At 29.5% G+C, this 17957-nt stretch carries 19 protein-coding genes; 2 read left to right on the forward strand and 17 right to left on the reverse strand.

What is annotated here, in order from left to right; genetic code table 11:
* Positions 1 to 43: 43 nt before the first annotated feature.
* The 5 genes from map to bvRMA01_RS00535 all read right to left on the reverse strand — a co-directional run bounded on the left by map (position 44) and on the right by bvRMA01_RS00535 (position 5198).
* On the reverse strand, positions 44 to 796 hold the full coding sequence (map, locus tag bvRMA01_RS00515; protein WP_247031422.1) for a type I methionyl aminopeptidase: 753 nt from the start codon (positions 794 to 796) through the stop codon (positions 44 to 46).
* A gap of 4 nt (positions 797 to 800) precedes the next feature.
* On the reverse strand, positions 801 to 2453 hold the full coding sequence (locus tag bvRMA01_RS00520) for a tetratricopeptide repeat protein (RefSeq protein ID WP_247031424.1): 1653 nt from the start codon (positions 2451 to 2453) through the stop codon (positions 801 to 803).
* A complete protein-coding gene (nusB, locus tag bvRMA01_RS00525; protein WP_247031426.1) occupies positions 2440 to 2874 on the reverse strand; it encodes a transcription antitermination factor NusB in 435 nt (144 codons plus the stop codon). Before nusB ends, bvRMA01_RS00520 begins: the two co-directional genes overlap by 14 nt.
* 25 nt (positions 2875 to 2899) lie before the next feature.
* Entirely contained in the window at positions 2900 to 3934 is a 1035-nt protein-coding gene (locus tag bvRMA01_RS00530; protein WP_433996706.1) for a peptidylprolyl isomerase, read from the reverse strand.
* A gap of 70 nt (positions 3935 to 4004) precedes the next feature.
* The gene (locus bvRMA01_RS00535) at positions 4005 to 5198 is read right to left on the reverse strand and encodes a thiolase family protein (RefSeq protein WP_247031430.1); all 1194 of its coding nucleotides are present in this window, start codon (positions 5196 to 5198) and stop codon (positions 4005 to 4007) included.
* A gap of 176 nt (positions 5199 to 5374) precedes the next feature.
* Here bvRMA01_RS00535 and bvRMA01_RS00540 point away from each other — a divergent pair, with 176 nt between their 5' ends.
* Complete coding sequence (locus bvRMA01_RS00540; RefSeq protein WP_247031432.1) at positions 5375 to 6730, forward strand: hypothetical protein; 1356 nt, start codon at positions 5375 to 5377, stop codon at positions 6728 to 6730.
* Between the two features lie 101 nt (positions 6731 to 6831).
* Here the strand turns inward: bvRMA01_RS00540 and dnaB are convergent, their stop codons facing one another.
* From dnaB to bvRMA01_RS00570, 6 genes are all read right to left on the reverse strand, one after another.
* Positions 6832 to 8217: a replicative DNA helicase gene (gene dnaB, locus bvRMA01_RS00545; RefSeq protein WP_247031434.1), complete on the reverse strand. Its 1386-nt coding sequence runs from the start codon at positions 8215 to 8217 to the stop codon at positions 6832 to 6834.
* Positions 8218 to 8233: 16 nt separating this feature from the next.
* On the reverse strand, positions 8234 to 8728 hold the full coding sequence (rplI, locus tag bvRMA01_RS00550; RefSeq protein WP_247031436.1) for a 50S ribosomal protein L9: 495 nt from the start codon (positions 8726 to 8728) through the stop codon (positions 8234 to 8236).
* 9 nt (positions 8729 to 8737) lie between these two features.
* Entirely contained in the window at positions 8738 to 9031 is a 294-nt protein-coding gene (gene rpsR, locus bvRMA01_RS00555) for a 30S ribosomal protein S18 (RefSeq protein WP_011772073.1), read from the reverse strand.
* Positions 9032 to 9043: 12 nt separating this feature from the next.
* Positions 9044 to 9481 carry a single-stranded DNA-binding protein gene (locus bvRMA01_RS00560; protein WP_247031438.1) on the reverse strand — a complete coding sequence of 146 codons (438 nt, stop codon included), beginning with the start codon at positions 9479 to 9481 and terminating at the stop codon, positions 9044 to 9046.
* A gap of 11 nt (positions 9482 to 9492) precedes the next feature.
* Positions 9493 to 9894 carry a 30S ribosomal protein S6 gene (gene rpsF / locus bvRMA01_RS00565; protein ID WP_247031440.1) on the reverse strand — a complete coding sequence of 134 codons (402 nt, stop codon included), beginning with the start codon at positions 9892 to 9894 and terminating at the stop codon, positions 9493 to 9495.
* Positions 9895 to 10225: 331 nt separating this feature from the next.
* Positions 10226 to 11920 carry a PTS transporter subunit EIIC gene (locus bvRMA01_RS00570; protein WP_247031442.1) on the reverse strand — a complete coding sequence of 565 codons (1695 nt, stop codon included), beginning with the start codon at positions 11918 to 11920 and terminating at the stop codon, positions 10226 to 10228.
* A 242-nt stretch (positions 11921 to 12162) separates the two neighbouring features.
* Here bvRMA01_RS00570 and trhA point away from each other — a divergent pair, with 242 nt between their 5' ends.
* Positions 12163 to 12849 carry a PAQR family membrane homeostasis protein TrhA gene (gene trhA / locus bvRMA01_RS00575; RefSeq protein ID WP_247031444.1) on the forward strand — a complete coding sequence of 229 codons (687 nt, stop codon included), beginning with the start codon at positions 12163 to 12165 and terminating at the stop codon, positions 12847 to 12849.
* 43 nt (positions 12850 to 12892) lie between these two features.
* Here the strand turns inward: trhA and rseP are convergent, their stop codons facing one another.
* From rseP to rpsB, 6 genes are read right to left on the reverse strand one after another with little or no spacing between them, the layout of a single operon-like run.
* Positions 12893 to 14173 (reverse strand): RIP metalloprotease RseP, encoded by a 1281-nt coding sequence (gene rseP / locus bvRMA01_RS00580; protein WP_247031446.1) that lies wholly within the window; start codon positions 14171 to 14173, stop codon positions 12893 to 12895.
* Between the two features lie 16 nt (positions 14174 to 14189).
* Entirely contained in the window at positions 14190 to 15095 is a 906-nt protein-coding gene (locus bvRMA01_RS00585; RefSeq protein ID WP_247032386.1) for a phosphatidate cytidylyltransferase, read from the reverse strand.
* Complete coding sequence (gene uppS / locus bvRMA01_RS00590) at positions 15043 to 15735, reverse strand: polyprenyl diphosphate synthase (RefSeq protein ID WP_247031448.1); 693 nt, start codon at positions 15733 to 15735, stop codon at positions 15043 to 15045. The genes bvRMA01_RS00585 and uppS overlap by 53 nt, the downstream gene beginning before the upstream one ends.
* Before the next feature lie 4 nt (positions 15736 to 15739).
* Positions 15740 to 16294: a ribosome recycling factor gene (gene frr / locus bvRMA01_RS00595; RefSeq protein ID WP_247031450.1), complete on the reverse strand. Its 555-nt coding sequence runs from the start codon at positions 16292 to 16294 to the stop codon at positions 15740 to 15742.
* Positions 16295 to 16330: 36 nt separating this feature from the next.
* Positions 16331 to 17167 carry a translation elongation factor Ts gene (tsf, locus tag bvRMA01_RS00600; protein WP_247031452.1) on the reverse strand — a complete coding sequence of 279 codons (837 nt, stop codon included), beginning with the start codon at positions 17165 to 17167 and terminating at the stop codon, positions 16331 to 16333.
* 17 nt (positions 17168 to 17184) lie between these two features.
* Positions 17185 to 17949, reverse strand: a complete 765-nt coding sequence (gene rpsB / locus bvRMA01_RS00605) for a 30S ribosomal protein S2 (RefSeq protein ID WP_011772083.1) — start codon at positions 17947 to 17949, stop codon at positions 17185 to 17187.
* Positions 17950 to 17957 lie beyond the last annotated feature (8 nt).

Genomic DNA, 17957 nt, shown 5'->3' on the forward strand with positions numbered 1-17957 from the left:
AATATAAAACCAAATCTTTTAAATAACACTTAATTAATATCTATCAAATCTTACTCAAAATCAAAGGCAAACCATCAACAACAGCAACAGTATGTTCAAAATGAGCAGAACAACTAAAATCAGATGCAAACACTGTCCAATCATCATTCTTAACAGAAACTTTATGTCCCCCTAAATTTACCATCGGTTCAATTGCTAAAACCATACCTTCCTGAATTCTAACATTTTTAAAAAAAGGCTCATAATAATTTGGAACACTTGGTTCTTCATGCAAAGCAAAACCAACACCATGTCCTGTATAATCCCTAACAATTCCAAAACCAAATGGTTTAATATAATTTTCTATAGCTTTTGAGATATCTAAAACTCGATTACCAGCCTTCATTTCATCAATTCCTCTATAAAGAGCAGCCTCTGTAACTTCTAATAATTTATTGACACTAGGGCTTACTTTACCCACCTTAAAAGTCTTAGCCATATCACTATAAAACCCATCTAAAATAACTCCACAATCAATACTAATAACATCGCCATCTTTAAGTTCTCTTGTTCCAGGAATTCCATGAATAACTTCTTCATTTATAGAAGCACAAATAGTTCCCTTAAATCCAGCATATCCCTTAAAAGCAGATTTAGCCCCATTCTTAGTAATAAAATCACTAGCAATCAAATCAAGCGTCTTGGTGTTAATTCCAGGAACAATATTTTTCTCAATTTCTAAAAAAGTCTGGGCCAAAAGTCTTGCAGATGCCCTAATTTTCTCAATCTCTGCTCTAGATTTTAATCTTAATTTCAAATAATTAATTCCTCTCTTTAAGTATTTCTATCATATTCATATAAAGTTTACCTTCATTAGTTTCATAAAAAAAATTAGAAGTTAAAATAGCTTCTCGTCCCTTTTCAAATTCACCTAAATAAAGATAATTAATTCCACGCTTTAAATACACTTTTGCCACATCTTCACGTTCTCTTAAAGTAATTTTACTCTTATCATCAAGAGTGAAAGGCAAAAGAGAAACTGTCTTACTAAAATATTCTTCAGATTCTTTATAATTTTTTTGATACAATTTTAAAACCCCAAGATTATAATAAAAACCATATAAATATTTGCCCACCTGATTCTCAATAATTATCTTTTCCGCAACACTTAAGTCCTTTTTAAGAAAAAAATAATAAAATTTATAGAAATAATACCAATCTTGAACTTCATCAACAGAATCATAAATCTTAAAAAATAAATCTAAATCTTTTAGATCAGAATAAAGAAGCAAATTCCAAGCCAAAAGCTGAGCAATATCAGTACTATAATTTGATCTATAAAATAAACGCCATAAAAAAGACTTTTTAGCCTCATACTTTAAATTTGCATAATTCAACACAAAGTAAAGTTTAAAAAATAAAGGACTATCTCTATACTTTTTTGCAATCTCATTTGCATTAAAATAATCATTGGCTTCAAAATAAATATTAGCCAAATAATAATTCACCATTTCATTTTCTTTAAAATTTTCATTAGCCTTATTTAAATAAGCAATAGCACGCTTTAAATCATTCTCCTTCTTAGCAATAAATGCCAGACCAAGATATACCATCATACTATAATCAGGAAAATCGGTATAAAGTTTTAAATATTCAATCTTAGCATTGTTAATATCACCCTTCTTCAAATAGGCGTCTGCTAGCAAAAACATCAAACTTGGTTCATTACTATTATTAAGCTTAAGATTTGCAATAGTAAAATCCAAATTATCAAGACCGTAAGAAATATAGGCAAGCTCTTTGGAAAAATCCTTATCTTCCTTTATTTTCAAAAGTATTCTCTTAGCAGAATCTAAATCCTTTTTCTGTATATACAAAAGCATTGCATCAATTAAAAATGCATTATTCTGAAGATTGAAACCTATAGTCTCAAAAGCAAGAGCATCTCTTTCACGTTCCATTTTGATTAAAAAGCTTTTAATATCTTTTACATCATAGCTTAAAATTAAACTTTTAATAAAAGCCTCATCATACAAATGCTTATATTCCTTATATCCTAAAAGATACTGCTTTGCAATATCATAAGCCTCTAAAACAGCTCCTACCTTAAGTTTTGAATATACTTCAAGCGCCCTAAGCTTTAAATTTCCCGGCAAACTTTTAACACTTAAGTCCAAAATGTCCCTCATCAATAAATAATGTTTAATTTTAACAGAATAAAGCTTTGCCCTTTTAATAAGAGAAAGCCACTTGTATTCAGTATCAGCATAATAAGAATAAAATCTTATTGCATTCTCAGCACTCTCTAAATTTTCATTTAAAAGATAACCATCAACTTCTACAAGAATTTCATTAAAATCTAGTTCGCCCTTTAACATATATAAAACGTATGGATTCAAGCTCAAATAAACAAAAATTGATACAAAAAGGACTAAAAATAAAATAAAAAATAATAACACTTTATTTGCTTTCAAATGAGCTCTCCATATTTTTCAATAAAGCATCAAGTATCCCATTAACAAATTTATAAGAATTTTTACCACCATACTTTTTGGCAATTAAAATAGCCTCATCTATTATGACTCTCTTGGGAACATCTAAATTTTGAAACTTAAGTGAATATACACTCATTCTCAATATGGCAAGATCAACCTTATCCATACGGTCTAAACGCCAATTAAGAGAAATATTACTAATCAATTTGTCAATAAATTCTAAATTATCATAAGTACCATTAACCAAAACAGAATAAAATAATTTTAAATTTTCTTCTAACTCCAATCCATGATCTTCAAGATTAAAAATATCATAAATATTATCTTTTGCCTTACAATTAATATCAATACTGTAAATTTTTTGAAAAGCTAATACTCTAGCCTTGTGTCTCAAGTCCATAACCAAATATTATAATATCTTATTTTTATTTTAGACTAGAATCCAAAATTTGTATACTAGCAGACTTATTTAGTTTATCATAAATCTCTTGTTGTACTCTAGCAACAATTTGCTGCTGATGAATATTAACCATATTATTTTTTATGGCATCCTTTACAGTCATATCAACATTAGGAGATATCTTATCTTGAAGACCTAAAAATCTCTGAGAATACATTTCAGTAACTTTAACTATATGAAAACCCTCTTTTGATGATATTGGCTGAGAAATGTCTCCCTTCTTAAGCATAAATACTTCTTTAACAAAATCTAATCCAAGAACATTTTGTGCATTCTGATCACCCCTTGCCAAGAATCCAAGATCACCATTCTTAACCTTAGAACCCTCATCATTTGAATATTTTCTTACAGCTTCCTCAAAAGTAATCTTTTTCGATTTTATCTGATTTACAATATCCTTTGCATTTGCAAGAACCTCTGATCTCTTTTTATCTTTTGAAGAAAAGAAAACATGACTAATCCTTGCTATATCAGGATTAACAAACTTAGTTTTATTAGCCTCATAATATTCAACTACTTCTTTTTCTCCTGGGATTTTTATTTCTGAAAATTTAGGCTGAGCCATCTTTAGAATTAACTTTTGTGCAGAAAGAGACCTCTTCATTGAAGATAAAAGCTCATTCCAATTTGTACCCTGACTTTCTACCATTTGTTTAATTTGCTCATTTGTAAGATTTAAAAGTCCAAACTGAGTTCTAATTGTTTGCATAACTTCCGCATCTTCAACCTTAATCCCTTGCTTTAAAGCCTCTTGACCAAAAAGGACATCGGCTATTAAAATCTGCAAAACTTGCTTCCTCTCAGCATTACTTAAATCTCTACCTTGTGTCTTTTTCAATGTATTTACTTTAGAATCAAATTCTGTCTTAGTAATAATTTCGTTACTATGCAAATTGATAATTACAACAGGAGTATTTTGAGCAAAAGAAGTTATTCCTACAACAAAAAATAACAGAAAACACAAAACATTACCCATAAAAATCACCTTTATATCAATCATTGAACTAAATCACTGCATAAGATTTTAACAAAACATTAAATTTAAATCTAGTTTAAAATAAGAATATCATTCATCTATATAAAAAAGCCGCTATACCCTGTCCACCTCCAATACAAAGAGAGGCAATTCCTTTTGATTTATTATTTATTTTAATAAGACGTGCAAGAGTTAACAAAATCCTAGAGCCACTCACTGAAAACGGATGTCCTAAGGCAATAGCCCCTCCATTAACATTGATAATACTATCTCTCACATCATATTTTTGACGTAAAGCTTTCAAAACACTTAAAGATTGTGCTGCAAAAGCTTCATTTGTTTCAATAAAATCAATTTCACTTGGAGTTAAGTTAAATTTCTCTATAATCTCTTTAATAGCAAGAAAAGCTCCAAATCCCATATGAAGAGGGTTTAAGCCTACACTTTTAAAACCACCAACATAAGCTAAAGGTTGTAATCCCATTTTGCAAACAAAATCCTCACTTGCCAATATTAAAAAACAAGCCCCATCATCTAAACTAGAAGAATTACCGGCAGTAACAGTACCTCCCTCCTTAAAGACAGGTTTTAAAGACAACAGTTTTTCTAAACTTAAACTATCACGTATCTCCTCATCACTACATATAACACTTTTAAGTTTTGTCTTTTTATCAAAAACTGATAAAGGATATATTTCATCATCAAAATATCCACTATCTCTTGCTGCTGTTGCCTTCATATGAGAATTATATGCAAACTGATCTTGCATTTCTCTTGTAATTTCATACATTTCAGCCAAATTTTCCGCTGTAAGTCCCATCACAGTACTACTTGGAGTATCAACTAAGGCATCTTTATATATTGAATCCTCTATTTTAAAGTCGCCAAATTTTAAACCATCAAATCTAACACCTCTTGGCAAAAGATAAGGCGCATTACTCAAATCTTCTACACCACCAGCTAAAATAATTTCACTATTACCAAGAGCTATAGAATTAAACGCAAGTTCTAAAGACTTAAGTCCCGAGCCACAAACTTTATTTACAGTAAAAGCAGGAATAATTTCACCTAAACCAGCCTTCAAAGCAATTTGTCTGGCAATATTTTGACCAAGCCCTGCAGAAATTACATTTCCAACAATAACCTCATCCACTTTATCAATATTATTTCTCGCAAGCAAAGCCTTAACAATATCTGAGGACACATCAACAATATTCATTCCCTTTAAGACACCCCCAAATTTAGTAATCGGAGATCTAAGTCCGTCAATGATTGCTATTTTTCTCATACAAAACCCCACACAAAAAAACTAATCTTCAACTATATAATAACAAAACACAATTTGAAAAAACAGAATATAAAAGATATTATAAATGATTTGATAAAAATTATCATCAATATCAATTATTAAATACACAAAAAACACAATGATATATTCGAACAAAAATGTTATATTAATCATGCATGTATTTAGCAAAACTTAACCTCAAAATGATAATTATAATGTTGGCAATTAATTCTTATGCTTATAACCATTTAATCAAATATCAAAATGATAGGGTTGATAAATACCATTTTAACAATCTAAATGACGGCCTTGGATTTGCACTTTGTGATTTTTTTGATGATCTCAGAAGCGGTTCTTTGATATTTATTCATGAATCAAAATATAATTTCATGCTAAATGCAGAAGCACACATGTTAACTTTTAGAGGGAACAAAGACTCTCCTGAGCAATTAAGAACAAGAGTTGATCTTTTAGAAATTGGATTTATGTATTATTTTCCATTCTCAATAAAAACAAAAACACAATACTTTGGAAATATTGATATTGGTATTGGTATTAAAAATCTAATCTATGGAAACTGGGGTGGAGCTTTAATACAACAAGCAGTGCATTTTACCCTAAGACAATTAAGACCAATTCCTAAAAATTATGAAAATTACAATTACAGAGGTTTCTTAAGTACAGCAATCAATTATTCTTACATGAAGTTTTTTAATCTTGAAAATTATATAGACTTATCTTATTTTGCAGACTATTTTTTCAAAACAAGCATTGCAATGGACTTTAAAAATGAATCTATAGGGATTGAAACTAAACTTTTTTATCAAACTCAAAGTAAAATAAATAGCATAGAAACATATTCAAAAACACAAGAAGCAGAAACTGGCATTGGAATTCAATACAGACTTCATTCTAAAAACTTTTTTACAATAAATAACCTTAATTTAAACAATTTTTCAATTAAGGAAAAATTTTTCAGCGTAGGAGGATTTGGCATAATCTTTACTGAAGAATACGACAATACATTGGAAGATAACTTATATCTCCTCAACCAAAATTTTTCTTTTGGATTTGACATTATGATCCCATTCCAAACTAGAAATTTAATATATTACATAATAATACCCTCATTAAAATATTATTTTGCCATTGCAACAAATTATGATATTAATTTAGCTGAATTCAATAGCCGTACAAATAGATTTTCATCCGGATTAATGTATGAATTATTCACAAAAGATCGATTTATACTATACATATGTTCTGGAATATTCGTATCTTACAATAAAGATAAAAAAGATATAAAAGCAATTTATAGACCATTAAAAATAAAAGATACACTGCAAGCAGGACTTGAAATTGAACCTGGCATATTAATAGAAACACTTAAATATAATAAAGTAACATATAATGCAAAAATATTTACAAAAATTAATTATCACCCAATTGTTTATAACACAACAAATTATAATTTAGAAACACATAAATTAAATTTTAATTATCTTGGTATTGGTATAACAATAAACATCTAAATACATCAACTTAGTCAAGTTATATGAATGCAACAAATAATATCCTGTCCAAAATCAAAGATGATAAAAACTCAAACCCTCATAAACATCAACAAATAACATTAATAATCATTTTCATGTTCTTTATTCACAAATTTAACAACATGTGGTAAAAACAATATATCAGCTCTTCCTGTAGGCCCATTTCTATGTTTAGCAACAATAATTTTAGTATCGATAGCACTAATCACTCTCTCATCATCAGAGCCACTTTTTAAGTCCTTATCTCTATGAAGTAAAATAACAATATCTGCATCCTGCTCTAATGCACCTGATTCTCTTAAACTAGCAAGACTAGGTTCACGTCCCTCAGTATCTCTTGTAAGCTGTGAAAGGGCAACAATTGGAATCTTAAGTTCTCTTGCAAGCTCTTTGAGTGCTTTACTAATTGAGGCTACCTGCTCATGACGTGGAATATTCCTAGCTTCGAGGGAAATAAGGCTAATATAATCAACAAATAGTATATCTATATCCGAAAATCTTTTAAGCTTTCTAGCCTGAGTTGCAAGCGTTAACAAACTAATATTAGCAGTATCTTCAATATAAAATTCAGAATTACTAATATCATTCACAACATCATTGATTGCCTTAATTTCATGACCTGACAAAATACTATTTTGAATCTTAAAACTATCAATATTAGCTTGGGCTGCTATTATTCTTTTAATCAAAGCATCAGAAGTCATTTCAAGAGAAAAAAAACCTACTTTCCTCTTTTTATCATTCCTCAATGCAATACTTGATGCAATATTAAGTGCAAAGGCAGTTTTACCAACACTAGGACGAGCACCAATAATAATAAAATCACTCTCTCTAAAACCTCCAATAAGACTATCAACCTTCTTAAAACCACTTGGAATACCAAAATTAACTTCTCGTTTTTTCATGCTTCTCTCATATATCTCAGCATGAACTCTCTCAGCAATAATTTTTGCATGATTAAGATTTTTACTAGAACAATCTAATTCAATTGAAAGAATATGCCTTTGTGCTTCTTCCACAAATTGCTCAACTTTTTTTGTAGAATCATTAGCTAGATCATTCAGTTCCCTAGAAATTTTAGAAATATCTCTTCTAATGCGATGTTCTTTAACAATTTTCGCATAAACATTTATAGTCTTATCAGTTGGAAGATACCCTGAGAGAAAACTCAAATAATCCTGCAATCCTGTTAAAGCTTTAAAATTACTTAAAAGCTGTGATTTAGGTGTTAAAGAAGATACTTCCTCAAATACAGTTATTGGATCAATATTTTCTCTTTTTTCATAAAGAGAAATCATCGCTTTAAAAATCATCTCATGATTTTGACTATAAAAATCATCCGGTTTTAGATATAATAATGCCTCTTCCACCTTTCCTGGATTATAAAATATACTCGAAATAACTGCCTTTTCTGCGCCTTCGTTAAAAAGAAGTGTAGAGGCTGTACTTACTGAAGTAAAAGCCACAAACTATACCTCTTCTTTAAACTTCCTTTTCAACACTCTTAGACTTTTTAAGAGAATGTTTTTTCTCTTCCCTTTTTATCTCAACTTTAATTACAGAATTAATTCCCTCATAAAGCTTAATAGTTACATCATAAATTCCAAAAGTTTTTAATGGACCATGATGTATATCTATTTTTCTTCTCTCAATTTCAAACCCAAGCTTTAAAAGCTCATCGGCAATATTTAAGCTATTAATACTATGAAACAATTTTCCACTATCATTAGACTGCATTGCGAATTCTAAATTGATCTTATCAAGTTTTTCTTTAAGCTCAAGAGCTGCTTTTTTTCTTGTTTCTTGTCTCTTAAGTATTGATCTCCTTTTTTGATTGAAAATATCAATATTATGCTTATCCGAAAAAACAGCAAAACCTTTTGGTAATAAATAATTTCTAGCAAAACCATCCTTTACATCAACAATATCACCTTCTTTTCCAAGATTAATAAAATCTTCTTTCAAAATTACTCTCATCATCTCTCCTTAATATTTCTTTACAAAAGGAAGTAAAGCCATATATCTAGCTTTTTTAACCTCTAGTGCAAGACGCCTCTGATGCTTAGCAGAAGTGCCTGTAATTCTCCTAGGTAATATTTTCCCTTGCTCTGTAACAAACTTCTTAAGGAAATCAAATTCTTTATAATCAGGAACTCTGTCCATATCACAAAATCTGCATGTCTTTTTCTTAAAAAATCTAAAATTAGGGTTTTTTTTAAAACCATCTTGATGTCCATCAGTCCTTGAATCTCTCTGATGGGAATCTATATCTTTATACATAAATTCAAACTCCTAAAAAGGTATATCTTCATTAAAACCGTCATCAAAACCAATATCCGTAAACGAATCTGGCTTCTTATAACTTTCAAAACCAACATCATTAGCACCTTTAGTAGTAATAAGTGAGCCAAACATTTGAATATCATCTACTAAAACACTGCATCTGTTCTTCTTATCTCCAGTGTTTTTATCTTGCCAACTCTCATACCTTAAAGAACCACTAATCACAACTTGTTTTCCTTTCTTAAGAAAAGAAACAAGACTCTCAGCCCTCTTGCCAAAGAGAGTACAATCAAAAAATTGAGCATAATCCATCCATTCGTCATTTTTTTTCACCCTTCTGTTATTAGCTAAACCAAATTTAAGAATAGCCATACCTGCCTCAGTATAAGTAAGCTCAGAATCTCTAGTAAGCCTACCAGATAATACTAAGGAATTAATATCGGCCATCTACAACCTCCTCAATCTACTTTTACATCAACATTAGAATTAAACTCTGATGATTCTTTTTCTTTAATATCCCTATTATCCTTGAACTCTCTAAAATTTCTTCTCTTAACTTTTTTAACACTAACCTTTTTGTTAATCTTAACCAAGATCATATACCTTAACAAATTTTTAATAAGTTTTAATTGAATTTCAAGCTCTTTCAAATTCTCACTATCCATCTTAAATTCTATTATTTCATATCTACCACGCAACTGCTTCCTAATAGGATATTCTAATGCCCTCTCTCCAAGAGAATTTTCAGCAAAATCACTAGCATTAAAAACTGTTAACTGTTTTTTTACCTCTTCTAAAGCGGCTTTATATTCAAGTTCTTCACTCTTAAACAAAAAACAAGCTTCATACTTTTTTATCATTATAACTCCTCATGGTCTTAATCGTACCATAAACCTTTTAAATTTATGGCAAAGGTTATCTCAATACTATAACAGATTATTTAAGTAGTATATAAAAATACTCATTTTTTTTCAATATTGAGAAAAAATCTTTTCAAAATACTCCTCACAGAACAATTAAAATCCTACCACACTATCTTTAAACCATTCTATTAAAAGGTACCTTCTATATACCATAAACAACCCAGCTAAAAATATTAAGTTCTTAAAAAGTCTCTTTAAAACAAAGTAAAAAAACAACTTATATAACACAAATTCATAATTTTAAGTAACCTTCTAACCTAAATAAATTCTAATTATCCTCATCATCCTTATTAAGTTTGTAAACTTTTCCTGTCGAACCTTGTCTTTCAAGCTTATCATCTTCTTTCATTTCAATATATGCTTTAATACCATGTTTCACATTATCAGATGCAACAATAGCACTGGCCTTAAAAAGTCTTTCAGGAGAATAATTTTTAATCGCTTGTTTTATATAATAAACATTTGTTCCATAATCAATTTTAATTGTATTATCAATTGTAACAATATTTAAAGCACCTGTTTTTTTAAGAAAATCTTCTGATATAAGCTCAGGACTGAAAACTACAAACATTAAGTTTGTTGAAATAACATTAAACTCTTGAATATTGTCAAGACCTCCAAGACCTTGAGCTATAAGATGTGCAATTCCCATTCCTTCAACTTCCCCTTCACTACCAGCAAAAAATGGCTCATCAACACCAAAAATCTGAAAATCAAAATAATTATAAATCCATTTAAAAGTAAAATAATACAAAGCAAAAAATGCAAATCCTAATGGTAATAAATAAAGCCAATTTGTCTTAGCATGTCCCTGTAACACCCCAAACATTAGAAAATCAAAAAATCCAGCAGAAAAAGTAACACCAACTGCAATATCAAGTACATTAGCAATCAACAACGCAAACCCAGTATAAATGGCATGTATAAAATAAAGCAAAGGTGCAGTAAAAACAAATAAAAATTCTAAAGGCTCCGTAATTCCAGTCAAAAAAGCTGCAAAAGCACCTGAAAATAGCAAAGGCACGATCTTACTCTTATCATCATGAATGATTCCTCTATAAACCCCCAATGCTGCCCCAGGAAGTCCAAACATAATAGAGAGATAAAACCCACTATTGAACCTGGAAATACTTGGGGAAAACCTAACAAGATATGGATCTGCTAATTGAGCATAAAATATATTCTGAATACCACCAACAACTTGACCATCAATAACTTCTGTTCCTCCCAACGAAGTAAAATTAAAAGGAAATGTAAGAATGGAATGAAGCCCCAAAGGAATGAGAAGTCTATTTAAAAACCCATAAAGGAAACTATTAAGATAGTTAAATTTAGCAATAAAAAATCCAAAAGAAGTAATTAATTCATTAAAATACGGCCAAATTAAAACAAATATTATCCCCAATAAAATACAAAAAGGAAAAACTACTATGGGAACAAAACGAAAACCAGAAAAAAAGTTTAAAGGTCCAGGCAACTCGATACAATAAAACTTATTGTGCAAATAGCCAACTAATAGTCCAACTGATAAAGACCCCAAAATACCTGTATTTAAAGTTTGAATTCCCAAAATATTTACTTGACCAACAGAAGACATTAAATTAGGCTCAACAAGTCTTGCAAACACATCAAGAAAATAATTTTCAGTAATATTAAAAATCAAATATCCAACAAAACCTGAAAGTGCAGCAGGACCCTTTTGAGCTCTAGCGACCCCAACAGTAATCCCTATAACAAAAAGCAATGGAATATTCAAAATAATAATATTACTGGTACTCTTAATAAGTCCCAAAACAAGTTTAACAACAAAGTTATCAACGTAAAACAAATTAGAAGGATTTAACAGTGCAGATCCAATTCCAAGCATTAAACAAAAAATTGTCACAACAGAAATTGGTAATTTTACTGCACTAGAAAACTTTTGCAAATTAGCAAATCTAAAAACTTTTAAAAAATTTATCACTCTAGACCTCTCCATTCAAAAACTTAAGACAATATGCATTATATAGCTTTTTTACAAAAAGAGAGGTACTAATAGAAAAATTTAAGAAGAAAATTATGCAATAACATCAATTTATCCTTCGGTTTCATACTAAACTATTCTTGATCACTTGATTTATGTATTTTTTTGAACTAATATACCTAAAATAAATAAGAACAAATACATGTTCTAAAAATAAAAAGCATACAGAGAAGAGTAGGTTTATGTTTGAAAAAAATAAAAAATACACATCATATAATGAGCCAATACCTAAAAATGAATTGTTTAGCTCAATATCTCACTTATTTGGCATTATTTTATCAATAATAGGAACAACGATTCTCATTACTCTATCAACTCATTCAAAAAAGTATCTCCATGCAGTATTATTTCTTATCTATGGCTCATCAATGACATTATTATATACGATGAGTACTCTTTATCACATTTTTACAAAAGGAAGCAAAATAAAACAACTCTTTAGAAAATTTGATCATATTTCAATATTTATATTGATAGCAGGAACATACACTCCACCATGTCTAATTCTCATGCCAAATGCTTATGGAAAAATAATCCTCATAACCGTTTGGGGATTTGCTATTCTTGGAATTATTTTTAAATCAATATACGTAAACAGTCCTGGATGGCTCAACGGATGCATATTTATACTTATGGGATGGAGCATCATATTCGGAATCAGACTCATTTATAACATTCTCCCTATACAAGGATTCTTATGGCTAGCACTTGGGGGTATTCTCTACACACTAGGGGGAATAATTTACTCAACAAGCAAAAAACTTAATCCAATAGCAAATATGAGAATGCATGACTTTTTTCATATTTTAATCCTATTTGCATCTTTTGCTCATTTTTGGTTCATGTTCAAATATGTACTCCCTTATTGATAAACATCAGATAGGATCTGCTTGAACAAGCAGCATAAATTGACTAAAGATTACGTAAATCGTTAAAAAACCCTAATATAAAAAAACTTAACATCAACAAGACACCAAAAATATAAAAATAATAAATAACTTTTGCCCTAAGTCGTTTCCCACGCAAGATTTCAATTAAACTAATAAGAATTTGACCTCCATCAAGCATTGGAATTACAACAAAAAACAAATTCATACCAGCAATAAGTAAATTAAAAATAGCAATAGTATTAAACCAAGATAATATTCCAGCAGAAGAAGAATCAATAAAAATATTAATCATACCAACAGGCCCTGTGACATTTTTAGCATTATTCTTAAAATTAGTGAATAATGCAACAATGGAGTAAAGAATATGACCTAAAATATTTAAGACTTTATTAAAAGAATTTTTAATAGCAATTCCTAAATTATCTGACTTAACCACTCGCTCTAAACCAGGCAATAAATAAACTCCTAAACTTTTATTAGTATCTTGAAACACCAACCTGGAAGTTAAAATCTCTCCATTTCTCTCATACTTAATATCCACCACATTAGAATCAAGCTTCTCAATCAAATTGTTTAACTCCACATTATTATTTAAAATCACATCATTAATGCTTATTATCTTATCATTGGGTTTAAGACCGGCAACTTCAGCTGAAGAATTTGTTTTAACTTTAGAAATAATAAGATTTATCCAAGGACCAATTTCCTTTAAAAGCTTATCGAAACTTGTATAATCTTCAAAACTAATAGTCTTACTGTCCCTTAAAACTATGAAAGTCACTCTTGAATCTTTTAAAGGAACAACTTTATTTAAATCGGAAAAATATCTTATATCACTATTATTAACGCTTAAAATAACATCCCCATCTCTAAATTTACTCAAAACACTATTATTAATAACTACTATTTTATTAAAATAATCAGGATAAACAATACCTATCATTTCTATTGCAATAAAAACAATTAATGCAAAAATTAAATTAAAAAGAGGCCCTGCAAAATATATTAATATTTTCTTAAAATTAGAAATACCAAAAATAGAATCTTTATCCGCTTCAAGCTGTCTATTTAATCTAAGCTCATTTTCTAAATGTTCAGCTCCTTTAAGCTTACAATACCCCCCCAAAAAAATAGGAGAAAATCTATACTCTGTGTCTTTTATTTTAAATTTAAAAAGACTAGGGCCTATCCCTATAGAAAAAACTTCAACTTTAACTTTAAAAAGTTTTGCAAAGAATAAATGACCTAATTCATGAATGAATATTATAAAGGTAAACGCCAAAATACTAAGAAAAATATACATCAATTACTCCCAAAAATTACGACAAATACAAATAAAATATAGGACCTGTTAAAAGGTATGAATCAATTGAATCAAGAGCACCACCTCTACCAGGAATAATATTGCCAGAGTCTTTAACTCCTGCACTACGTTTAAGTCCAGATTCAAATAAATCACCAATAATAGTAAAAAATCCTATTAAGACACCAAAAATCATAGCTTCTCCATAAGTTAAATTTATCAAACCTAAACATACTACAACTATTGCAACAATAACAGAAAATAATATACCACCTAAAAATCCCATTATCGTTTTATTGGGACTAATAATTGTAGGTCTATAACTATTTTTTCCCAAAAAATATCCAACAAGATAAGCAAAAGTATCATTACCACTAACCATAGAGAAAAGTATTAACAAAAGAATAGGTGCTCTTGGCAAAGTAGTAATAGCAACAACAAATGACATCAAAACACCCGGATATATAAGTATGAAAATTATCGAAGTTGCCTGTGATAAAAAATTAACAATTTCATTTTCTTTAATGAAAACCAAATTAACAATCCAGTTACTAAACACTAAAGTTATAACCAAATAAAATATTATATTTATACCCAAATCAAAAACATTGCAATGTACATATGTCAAAATTGGAGGAGCTATCCCTAAAAAGAAAGATAAAGTACTAGAAATGGAAGAAGATTTAACCCTAAGCAAATCATTAACTTCCTTTGCAGCAACTCCACTAAACATAAAAATTAAAATATTAATAAATAAATAATTATTAAACTCTAAAAATATTAAAAACAAAACTAAAGGAACAAAAAACAAAAATGTCCCCAATCGTGCAACAAATGCTAATTTTTTAGACCTAAGATTAAATAAACTTTTATCTCCCAAAATTCCTCTTCCTATTTTTAAAACATTCCAAGTCTTTATCATAATGCGAAACGGAATACTCTGGCCACAAAACACTTGAAAAAACAAATTCACAATAAGCAATTCTCCATAAAAGAAAATTACTTATTCTCATGTCTCCACCAGTACGAATTAAAAGATCAAGATCACAAACTTCAGGATTGTCCAAAAATTTAGAAAATACAATCTCATCTAAAGTTTCACACTGTAAACCACTTCCCAGAATTTTCTTAGTAGCTCTAACTATTTCATTTCGACCACCATAATTAATTGCCAAATTTAACACAAGTCCATCAAAATTTTTTGTAAAATCAATAGCATCAATGATTGACTTTCTTACTTCCTTACTTAAAGCTTCAATCTCTCCTGATACTAGTATTTTTATATTATTTGTACTATAAAATTCAAACTCAGAACTTAAATAATCGGCAATCACAAACATCAAATGTTTTATTTCAGATTTTGTCCTATTCCAATTTTCTGTAGAAAAAACATAGAGAGATAAATATTTTATGCCTAATTTAAGAGAATATTTAACTATCTCCTTAGCTCTCTTTAAGCCTTCTTTGTGTCCTTCAAACAATGACAGACCTCTTTTTAAAGCCCATCTTCTATTTCCATCCATGATGATCCCAACATGCATTGGAAGGGAATTATTATTCATAAATTTAAACTTCCATTATTTCTTTTGTTTTTAAATCAAAAATCTCATCTATTTTCTTGATATAAGAATTAGTATCCCTTTGAATATCATCTAAAATCCGACGCAAATCATCTTCAGTAATCTGAGAATCTTTTTCTTGCTTCTTGGCCTTACTATTTAATTCCTGCCTTACATTTCTGGCCGCAACCTTATATTCTTCCGCAATTTTTTTTGCCTGCTTTACTATTTCTTTACGTCTCTCAACAGTCAATACAGGTACTTTAATTCTAAGTACTGCCCCATCACTTGAAGGATTCATAGAAAGATCTGAATTAAGTATAGCCTGTTCTATTTTAGATAATAAGCTTTTATCCCAAGGCTGAATTACAATAAGTCTTGCCTCAGGAATACTAACATTGGCAACCCTAGTTAAAGGGGTCTTTTCTCCATAATAATCAACTAACACTTTATCAAAAAGAGAGCTATTTATCCTGCCCGTTCTTAAAGATTTATATTCACTCTCAAGAGATAAAAGAACTTTACTCATCTTCTCGTCCAATAAAGCCTTATATTCCTCCATTCAAGCCTCCTTAAAAATTAAAAAGATCATAAATAATTACCCAACACTTAAATATTTAAAATCTACTATCTCTATCTTGGTTAAAATTGATTTAGAAATCTCTTCAATCTTTTCTTTAACGGTAAGTTTATCATCCTTTACAAATCCTTGTTCCAAGAGAACAATTTCTCCCAAATGCTTTTTAAGTTTCCCAGATACTATCCCTTTAATTACAGCTTCAGATTTTCCACTAGCTTCCATCTGCTTTGTAAACATTTCTTCCTGCTCTTTAATATAATTAGAACAAATATCAACAACGCTTAAATAAAGCGGAGCAAAAGCTGCTACATGTAAAGCTAAATCCATTGCAAGATTATTTAAACTCTCATCTTCCATTTTTAAAACATCATCTACCTTTAATTTAATAAAAACACCTATCTTAGATTGCTCTCCATGAAGATAATTTTTTACAAGTTCATTAGATGCAATATTTGAAATATAAATCTTACTTACATGAATATTTTCCTTGATTGTGGCTGCTAAATTTTTAATTTCAAGCTCTTGCTGCTTATCTAAAGAATCTTTACCACTCTCAACCAATTGTTTTATCAAAGAATTTCCAAAAGTCACAAAATCACTATTCATAGCAACAAAATCTGTTTCACACGAAATAAGTAAAAGACCCACTCTCTCTTTATTTACATAAGAAAATACTCGTCCCTCCTTAGCATCCCTACCACTTCTCTTATCAGCAGATGCAATACCCATCTCTCGAAGTTTTTTCTTTGCCAATTCAAAATCACCACCAACAGCATCTAATGCCTTCTTACAATCACCAAATCCAGCTCCAGTTACATCTCTAAGCTTTTTTACCTCTTGAGGACTAATACTCATATTATTCTCCTTAAATTTTATAATTCTTTTTTTTCATCCTTAACTGCAATTTCACTCATTAAGTCTTCTTCATTCAAATTTTCAACTATCTGAATTCCAACCTCTTTATCACTCTCCAAAATAGCATCAGATATTATCTTAGTAAATAAAGCAACAGAACGAATTGCATCATCATTTCCAGGAATTGGACAGTCAATCACATCCGGATTACAATTTGTATCAACAACTGAAATTATAGGAATACCAAGCTTTCTAGCCTCATTAATCACTATTTGTTCTCTTTTAGGATCAATAATGAAAACGGCACCAGGAAGCTCTTCCATATCTTTAATTCCTGTCAAATTTTTAGATAATTTTAACTTTTCACGATTAAGTTGAGAAACTTCCTTTTTACTAATCATCTCAAAAGTTCCATCAATTTCCATTTTTTCTAATTTCTTTAATTTCTGAACTGATTTTTTAATAGTATTAAAGTTTGAAAGCATTCCACCAAGCCATCTATTATTAACATAAGGCATATCACTTCTTCTAGCCTCTTGTTCAATTATCTCACTTGCCTGCTTTTTAGTACCAACAAACAAGACCTTTTTACCACTTTTTATAACACTTTGAACAAGTTCATAAGAATCTTTAATACCTTGCAAAGTTTTTTGCAAATCCAAAATATGGATTTCATTTCTCTCTGAAAAGATAAACCTTTTCATTCTTGGATCAAGCCTTTTTACCTGATGTCCAAAATGAACTCCGGCCTCTAAAAGACTTTTCATAGTAATAACTGCCAAAACGACCT

Origin of the sequence: Borrelia venezuelensis, from assembly GCF_023035835.1 — a bacterium.
Classification (GTDB): domain Bacteria; phylum Spirochaetota; class Spirochaetia; order Borreliales; family Borreliaceae; genus Borrelia; species Borrelia turicatae.